Source organism: Streptococcus sp. SV2 (assembly GCF_030440175.1).
In the GTDB taxonomy this organism is placed as follows: domain Bacteria; phylum Bacillota; class Bacilli; order Lactobacillales; family Streptococcaceae; genus Streptococcus; species Streptococcus raffinosi.
The window spans coordinates 1-8,570 of the sequence record NZ_JAQFJQ010000028.1 but is presented as its reverse complement, the minus strand read 5'-3'; the positions used below and the strand labels follow the sequence as shown (position 1 = coordinate 8,570).

9 protein-coding genes and 1 pseudogene are annotated in these 8,570 nt (G+C 37.1%); 8 read left to right on the top strand and 2 right to left on the bottom strand.

The window, feature by feature from the left end:
- Positions 1–124: 124 nt before the first annotated feature.
- The 8 genes and pseudogenes from wecB to PCY14_RS09735 all read left to right on the top strand — a co-directional run.
- Positions 125–754, top strand: a pseudogene (wecB, locus tag PCY14_RS09770) (non-hydrolyzing UDP-N-acetylglucosamine 2-epimerase); the annotation flags it as partial.
- A gap of 2 nt (positions 755–756) precedes the next feature.
- On the top strand, positions 757–1,530 hold the full coding sequence (locus PCY14_RS09765; RefSeq protein WP_231087396.1) for a hypothetical protein: 774 nt from the start codon (positions 757–759) through the stop codon (positions 1,528–1,530).
- Positions 1,531–1,672: 142 nt separating this feature from the next.
- Positions 1,673–2,983 (top strand): glycosyltransferase, encoded by a 1,311-nt coding sequence (locus tag PCY14_RS09760; protein WP_060934063.1) that lies wholly within the window; start codon positions 1,673–1,675, stop codon positions 2,981–2,983.
- An 8-nt stretch (positions 2,984–2,991) separates the two neighbouring features.
- Positions 2,992–4,095 carry a glycosyl hydrolase family 8 gene (locus tag PCY14_RS09755; protein ID WP_037608834.1) on the top strand — a complete coding sequence of 368 codons (1,104 nt, stop codon included), beginning with the start codon at positions 2,992–2,994 and terminating at the stop codon, positions 4,093–4,095.
- Positions 4,096–4,364: 269 nt separating this feature from the next.
- The gene (locus PCY14_RS09750; RefSeq protein ID WP_004182616.1) at positions 4,365–4,601 is read left to right on the top strand and encodes a DUF1146 family protein; all 237 of its coding nucleotides are present in this window, start codon (positions 4,365–4,367) and stop codon (positions 4,599–4,601) included.
- 67 nt (positions 4,602–4,668) lie between these two features.
- On the top strand, positions 4,669–5,940 hold the full coding sequence (murA, locus tag PCY14_RS09745) for a UDP-N-acetylglucosamine 1-carboxyvinyltransferase (RefSeq protein WP_008534485.1): 1,272 nt from the start codon (positions 4,669–4,671) through the stop codon (positions 5,938–5,940).
- Between the two features lies 1 nt (position 5,941).
- Positions 5,942–6,130 carry a DNA-directed RNA polymerase subunit beta gene (locus PCY14_RS09740; protein ID WP_008534486.1) on the top strand — a complete coding sequence of 63 codons (189 nt, stop codon included), beginning with the start codon at positions 5,942–5,944 and terminating at the stop codon, positions 6,128–6,130.
- 63 nt (positions 6,131–6,193) lie between these two features.
- The gene (locus PCY14_RS09735) at positions 6,194–7,075 is read left to right on the top strand and encodes a DNA/RNA non-specific endonuclease (protein WP_021145493.1); all 882 of its coding nucleotides are present in this window, start codon (positions 6,194–6,196) and stop codon (positions 7,073–7,075) included.
- A gap of 78 nt (positions 7,076–7,153) precedes the next feature.
- Here PCY14_RS09735 and PCY14_RS09730 read toward each other — a convergent pair whose 3' ends face one another.
- Positions 7,154–7,804 (bottom strand): amino acid ABC transporter permease, encoded by a 651-nt coding sequence (locus PCY14_RS09730; RefSeq protein WP_002889495.1) that lies wholly within the window; start codon positions 7,802–7,804, stop codon positions 7,154–7,156.
- 11 nt (positions 7,805–7,815) lie between these two features.
- A complete protein-coding gene (locus PCY14_RS09725) occupies positions 7,816–8,514 on the bottom strand; it encodes an amino acid ABC transporter permease (RefSeq protein WP_008534488.1) in 699 nt (232 codons plus the stop codon).
- Between the last annotated feature and the right edge of the window lie 56 nt (positions 8,515–8,570).

The following is an 8,570-nucleotide window of genomic DNA, read 5'->3' as shown; positions in this document are numbered from 1 at the left end:
ATACCAGGTAACAGCCCTCAGCTTGCCTTCAAAAGAAACCTTACTTTTTCTAGACATAATAAAAATCCTACTTTCGTAAACAGTACTTTATGTATTTTTACTGTCTACTTAAGTAGGACTATATCACACAGCGATTGATGCCTTAAAACTTACAGTTAAAGATAATTATTATCATGAAGTTCTCGATAAAATCGATGAGAATAAAAAAATTATCTTAGTAACAATGCACCGAAGAGAGAATCAAGGTGAGCCAATGCGTCGAGTATTTAAAACTCTTCGTCATATGGTAGATGAGCATTCTGAAATTGAAGTGGTTTATCCTGTTCATTTGAGCCCTTCTGTACAAGCTGCAGCAAAGGAAATTTTAGGTGACCATGATAGAATTCATCTTATCGCACCTTTAGATGTCTTTGATTTTCATAATTTAGCTTCTAGAAGTTACTTTATTATGTCAGATTCTGGTGGTGTTCAAGAAGAAGCTCCATCACTTGGAAAACCTGTTTTAGTATTACGAGATACAACAGAGCGTCCAGAAGGTGTTAAAGCAGGAACATTGAAACTTGTCGGAACTGATCCAGACAAGGTGAAAGAAGCAATGACTTCACTTTTAACTGATGAAGCTCTTTATAAAGAAATGTCTGAAGCTCCTAATCCTTATGGTGATGGTAAAGCATCTGAGAGAATTGTTCAAGCGATTAAAGTGTACTTTAATTTGGAAGATTCTGTATCAGAGTTTCACGAAGGAGGAAATTGAGTGTGAAAAGAGATAAAAAAATCTGGTATTGGATTTTATGTTTGATTTTCTTTGAAGCATTACTATTTCTTTACTGTAATCAAGTCAATCCTAATTTATTCATGTTTGAAGCTTTCTTTCTGATTTTAGGTATTGCTGCAGTATGTTTCTTAACAGAGCTTCTGATTACTTGGCTAATCATTTTAAGTTTTGCTTTAAGTATCTTTGTATTGGTTAGTGGTGTTGTCTATCTTCCACTAAATGATACATTAGTTCTTATATTCAGTTTTCCTTTGTTAATGGGGATACTTTCAAAGATTAAGTATTACTTCTATAAATTTATTTCATCTGTTCAGATTGAAGAAGTCAAGGCTAGTAACGCTTATCGCGATTTATTAGGGGATAAAAAACCTGTTCAAGCACTTTTGATACATTGGTCTCATGAAGAACAATTCTTTGAATCGAGTCCTCGTGAATATAACCATTTGCTTACTAGTATCTATCATCGGATTTCAGATAAGCTGGATCGCTTTGAGCAAGTCTTTTATGTTTCTGAAGGGAGTTACTTAATCCTTTCAAAAAATAAATTGAGAAATCTAGAAAAGATTTATAAAACTAGTCTTGAAGAAGATCTAAAAGAAATGACATTCACTAGGGGAAGTAGTTATCAAGGTATTCAATTTCAATCAGGTTTTCTTGTCATTGATAAAAAGAATTCCAAAAAATTTGATAACTATAGTGAATTAATGAGTAATTTAAACCGTCAGTTAGAAACGGATATTATTGTTGAGTATTAGGGGGAAGTTATGACTATCACAAACTTGTTTTTTGTATTTGCTTTATGTATTAGCCTTATTTTTGCGATTGCTTTCATTGTTTTGTTTACTGTTTATACAGTAATATATGAACGTGTTTCTCATAATTTCAAGGCGGTGAAACATGGTTAGTCAGTTTTTAATGATTTTCACCCTAATATCCATCTGGATTTCCTTAATTTGGGGTGTTGTTATTCTGGTATCAGGTGTTCATTTTTGGTTGAAACATAGTGATTTTAAGGTTGATAAGGAGAAACTTCCTTATTATCCTAAGGTTACGATTGTAGTTCCAGCCCATAATGAAGATGTTGTTATCTCTCAAACGGCTCAAGCTATCTTGAATATGAATTATCCTCATGACAAGGTTGAGCTACTTTTGTTTGCGGATAACTGTTCAGATAATACTTACCAAGAGTGTTTAGCTGTTCAAGCCATGCCAGAGTACGCTGGACGTAATATTACCATTATTAATCGTAAGGGTACTGGTGGTAAAGCAGGTGTTCTGAACGATGCCCTTAAAATGGCTGATGGAGAATATATTTGTATTTATGATGCGGATGCCATGCCTGAAACTAATGCACTTTACTTCTTAGTTAAAGAAGTGATGAAGGATCCAGAACGAAGAGTGGCGTCCTTTGGCCGAAATAAAACAAGAAATGCAAAACAAAATTTCTTAACACGTTGTATCAATCAAGAGATTGTTGTCACGCAACGTGTTCACCACGTTGGAATGTGGCATTTATTTAAAATTGGTCGTATTCCAGGAACGAACTTCATTATTCAAACTGAATTCGTTAAAAGTATTGGTGGTTGGCGAAATGGTGCCTTGACCGAAGATACCGATATTTCCTTCAAGATTATGCAAAGTGGTAAATTAATTGCTCTGGCATATAATTCTGAAGCCTTCCAACAAGAACCTGAAACGCTTAAAAGTTATTATATGCAACGTAAGCGTTGGGCAAAAGGTAATTACGAAGTTGTTATCTCGAATTTTAAACATTTGTTCGGTAAAGGAAATTGGCGTGTAAAACTAGAAGTAGCGAATTACTCTTGTATTTTCTTCTGGTTTAATGGTGCAATTGTCTTATCTGATTTAATCTTCTTTGCTAATGTCTTAGCCATTGTTTTACATATCTTTTTCCCAACCGTTCAGATTCCGTTTGCCTTTGATGCAAATAATATTTACATTGCTCAATTAATGTTGTTTAACTGGCTCTTGATGATTGGATTATATTTATTGCAAATCAACGTTGCCCTAGCTTCACAATTTGGACAAGCAACCAGCAAACAAATTTGGTTAGCGATTCTCTCTTATTTTAGTTACGCACAGTTATTCATTATTGTTTCTTTAGATTCGTTGTGGTCTATTATCATGGATAAAATTCTTCATCGTGAAGGAACAACATGGGTTAAAACTAAGCGTTTTGCAGAATAGGAGTATGTATGAAAACAAAATATTTTAAATATTTATGGTTTGTAGTTATCCTTGGCTTATTTGTTTTTTCAATGTTTACCATAAGAATGAAAACGAAAACTGATATTCAAGATAGAATTTATCAAAAATGGGAAAAACACTTCGTGGTCAAAAAAGGCAACGAAGCATATGTCAAAACTACTAATGATAAAGACAAAGATGTTGTTCTTTCCGAGTCACAAAGTTACGGAATGCTAATCACCGTGCGAGCAGCTAAGAAAGGTTTAGCTAATCAAAAAGATTTTGAAAGACTCTACAAGTATTATTTGTCACATCGTATTGAAGGCAATCAATTGATGTCTTGGGAACAAATTGTTCAAAAAAGTGCTAAAAATGTTGATGATCACAATGCAACTGACGGGGACCTTTATATTGCCTATGCCTTGATTGAAGCTTCAAAACAATGGCCAAGCCATAAAGATGAGTATCAAACACAGGCCAAGGCCCTCTTGCAGGATATTCTCAAGTATAACTATAATGAAAATACTGGAATTTTGACTGTTGGGAACTGGGCGAACAAAGATTCCAAATATTATAATCTTATGAGAACTTCAGATACTGTACCTAAGCAGTTCCAAGCTTTTTATGAAGTTACAAAAGATAAAAAATGGTTGGATATTAATAACAAGATGTTAAGTAGTCTTGAAACGATTAGTTCTAAAACGAAGACTGGATTAATTCCAGACTTTATCTGGGTGGATGAATCAGGGGCTCGTGTGGTTAAGCCTTACACCATCTCAAATCAGTTTGATTCAACGTATTCTTATAATGCTTGTCGTCTTCCATACAATCTTACTCAGAGTAACGATGAAAAGAGTCAGAAAGTCCTTAATAAGATGTTGGATTTCTTTATGACTCAGAAAAATGTCTTTTCAAATTACAATTTGTCCGGTAAGTTTTTAGACGACCACCAAGCTGCAAGTTTTAAAGCACCAATTGCTTTTGCAGCTGAGAAGGATCAAAAGTACTTGAAATTAGTTCAGCAGAATAAGATTGTCTTTATGCAGGATCTTCCTGTTAAGAATTACTATGATTCTGCGATTATTACTTTAGTAGCCATGGAATTCTTCTAAGTAATAGTTAACTAATGACTCAAAATCTTCCCTAAACCTGTTATTTGGAAACAGTAGCATTAGGGAAGATTTTTTCTTATGACTAATGATTGAAAATAAATTAAATTTTAATCTCGAATGAGCACGGAAAATCTGATTTTGAAAGGTTCTTAAGTTGGTTAACAATTGCTCTTAATGGTGAAAACTAATAAAGAAATCAAATGTAAAAAGTCGTATTTTTAATGATTCTTCTTATGTTTTATGTAAGTCTTCTATGATATAATAGTTTGATGACTATTTTAAATGATATGGTTCCTCTAGCGAGCCACTTGGTTTTTATTGGTTTAACTTATCAGATGGTGAATACGCTTTTTGATTGGGAAAAAATAACCAAGAATGTTATTGTTAACACTGGGAAATTGAGATTATTCTTGCTTTTTATTAGTATTGCCATTGGTTTTCTAGTAAGTTCATTCTTTATATATGTTTTAACGCTATGTCAATCGTTAGCAAGCTCAATATCTTAAATTAGTGATTTTAAAAGACTTTTGATATAATACAAAAAGATGAAATTGACCCTTGAAAGGAATCCTTATGGATAAAATTATTGTACAGGGTGGCAACACTCGATTAAGTGGTGAGGTTGTCATTGAAGGTGCTAAAAACGCTGTTCTGCCATTATTGGCTGCGACTATTTTAGCCTCTGAAGGTCAGACAACCTTGACTAATGTTCCAATCTTGTCAGATGTTTACACCATGAATAATGTGGTTCGTGGCTTGGATATTGCTGTAGACTTTGACGAAGAAAATAATACTGTAGTAGTTGATGCTAGTGGTGAGATTCTAGATCAAGCGCCATACGAATATGTTAGTAAAATGCGTGCTTCCATCGTAGTACTTGGACCTATTCTTGCTCGTAATGGTCATGCTAAGGTTTCTATGCCTGGTGGTTGTACCATCGGTAGTCGTCCGATTGACCTCCACCTCAAAGGTTTGGAAGCTATGGGAGCTAAGATTACCCAGGTTGGTGGTGATATTACAGCAACTGCTGATAAACTCAAAGGTGCAACAATTTATATGGACTTTCCATCTGTCGGTGCCACTCAGAACCTTATGATGGCAGCGACCTTGGCTGATGGAGTCACAACTATTGAAAATGCTGCGCGTGAACCAGAAATTGTTGATTTGGCTTTACTTCTAAATGAAATGGGGGCAGATGTCAAAGGTGCTGGAACTGAAACACTCGTGATTAAAGGAGTAAAATCTCTTCATGGTACGCAGCATGCGGTTGTTCAGGACCGTATTGAAGCAGGTACTTTTATGGTAGCAGCAGCTATGACGTCAGGAGATATTCTTATCAAAGATGCCATCTGGGAGCACAACCGTCCTTTGATTTCTAAATTACTGGAAATGGGTGTCGACGTTAAGGAAGAAGAAGGAGGCATTCGTGTTACATCTGATGTTTCGAAATTGAAACCAGTAACCGTTAAAACTCTTCCTCATCCAGGTTTTCCAACGGATATGCAGGCCCAATTCACAGCGCTTATGGCAGTGGTTAAGGGTGAATCAACGATGATTGAAACTGTCTTTGAAAATCGTTTCCAACATCTGGAAGAAATGCGTCGTATGGGACTTCATTCAGAAATTCTTCGAGATACTGCAATGATTCACGGTGGTTTGCCACTTCAAGGTGCTCAAGTTATGTCTACTGACCTTCGAGCATCTGCGGCGCTTATTTTGACAGGGATGGTTGCTGAAGGGACAACGACAGTTGGTAAATTGACACACTTGGATCGTGGTTACTATCAGTTCCATGAGAAACTAGCTAAACTAGGAGCCAATATTTCACGTGTAAGTGAGGGATAGTATGGAAACTGGTAAAGGCTATGTTTTTCGTCAATTATTGCTTGTTTTAATCGTTTGTTTGGTTAGTCTTGCTTTTCTGGCCCTTGGTTTAATGGTTGGTTATGCCGTCTTAGGCGAGGGTAAGGATCCAATAAACATCTTAAAACCAGAAACCTGGCAAGCAATCGTTGCTAAATTTACAGGAAAATAAAAGGGAGTGGGCTGTCGTCCTACTCCTTTACTTATGCAGATTCATAGAAATAGGAAGAACACGATGGCAAAAAGAAAGACATCTTTAACGAATAAACAGAAACGTCAGATTTTCTCATTACTGATAGCAGTCTTGGTAGTAGTTCTAGGTTATATTGGGACGAGCAATAAGCTTTCGCCTAATAATCCAATCAAGCAGGTAGCCAGTCTAGTCTCGGGAAAATCCAATAACTCCGTAAAATCTAACGGTTCAACAAGTGGTCAGTCTACACCACAAGAGCAGCTTGCTGAGACAGTGATGACTAGCTCTGTCAAGAGTCAACTTGGAAACTCCATAGAATGGAATGGGGCAGGGGCCTATATTATTAATGGGAACAAGACGAATCTAAATGCTAAGGTATCTAGCCAACCCTATGCTAATAACCAAGTCAAAACGGTTCAAGGCCAAACAGTTCCTACAGTAGCCAATGCCTTGTTAAGTAAAGCGACAAGACAGTATAAGAACCGTCAAGAAACAGGTAATGGATCAACATCATGGACACCAGCTGGATGGCACCAGGTACAAAATCTATCAGGAGAGTATAGTCATGCCGTAGACAGGGGGCATTTGTTAGGTTATGCACTAGTTGGAGGTTTGAAGGGATTTGATGCCTCCACTTCAAATCCTGAGAATATTGCTGTTCAAACAGCTTGGGCTAACGAAGCCAATAGTGATAATTCTACAGGACAGAACTATTATGAAAGTCTTGTACGGAAAGCTCAGGATAAAAACAAACGTGTCCGTTACCGTGTCACTTTAATTTATGATGGAGATAACCTTATACCATCAGGAACGCATCTTGAAGCCAAGTCAACTGACGGATCCCTTGAGTTCAATGTCTTTGTTCCTAATGTACAAGAGGGGATTACCCTAGATTATTATTCAGGTAAAGTAACAGTGAATTAGAGAAAGAACTAACGACTCCAATTGGGGTCGTTAGTTTTAAAATCTAAACAAACAAAAACCCACCCGAAGGCGAGTTTCTTATTCACTAGCTTGCTCCCATTGTTTAGAGAGGTAGCGAGAGTAGCTAGAGATGGCAAAGTTAACCACGAAATAAGCTAAAGCTACGATACCGTACAAGGTAAAAATTTGGCTTGGTTCGTAGTAACCCCCCATCAAAATTTGACTCTTACCAAACAATTCTTGTAAGGCAATAACAGAGTAAAGGAAAGAAGTATCCTTGATGACTGTTACAAACTGAGAAATAATTGATGGCAACATCTTACGGATAGCCTGTGGGAAGATAATGTAAACAAAGATTTGCTTATTGGTAAATCCTTGTGACAATCCAGCTTCCGTTTGTCCATGGTCAATAGAGTTGAGTCCTCCACGAATAATTTCTGCCAAGGCAGCAGACGTGAAGACTGTGAAAGAGGTAATTCCTGCTGCTGTAGACTTAAGTTGGAAGACCAAGAAAATAATGAAAATCCAAAGCAAGTTAGGTACATTACGCACAAACTCAATATAGATAGAAGCTATCCAACGAAGAATAGGATTTTTGCCGTTACGCATGACCGCAAGAATGGTTCCGAAAAAGGTAGATAGCACAATGATGAAGAAAGACAAGTAAAGTGTCGTCCACAACCCTTGTGCCAAGAATTTAAGGTTAGTAGCTGATAAAACTTCTGACATAGTGGACCTCCTTAGTATGCTTTCTTATTCTCTTCTTCTTTACGACGTGCCCAAGTTGCAAGAGGGAAACACATGATAAAGTAGAGAAGAGCAGCTCCAGCAAAGGCCGGCACATAATTGGTTGTATCATAAGCCCAAGCCTTAGCCGTGAACATAATATCTGCACCAGAGATGATGGCAACTGTTGAAGTGTTCTTAATCAAGTTAACCACTTGGTTGGTAAGTGGTGGCAAGATAGTACGAACAGCTTGAGGCAAGATAATGATACGCATGGTATCGGCATAGGTAAACCCTTGAGACAAAGCCGCTTCGGTTTGACCTTTAGGAACAGCCTCAATACCCGTACGAATAATTTCAGAGATATAGGCTCCAGTGTAGATACCCACACAGAGGATAGCCGTCAATGAAATAGGAAGCATGATATGGCCGTCCGTCAAGATTGAAATCCCATAGAAGACAACCACGAATTGGACAAGCAGTGGTGTGTTTTGGAAGATTTCGACATAAACACGAGCAATGCCACGAAGCACCTTGTTATGAGTTGAACTCATGGCACCAAAGATGAGCCCAAGAAGAAGGGCAACAATCAAGGCACCAATCGAAATACCGAGGGTGTAGAAGAAGCCTTTAGCAAATTGTCCAAAGTTAGCGAAGAAAGCAGCCCAACGTTCAAGAGCGAAAGGACTAGCCGTTTCAGTTAAAAGATACATATATTCAGGACTCCTTTCTATTTGTCTTCAGCCTTAGCTGGTTTTAAGTGATATTT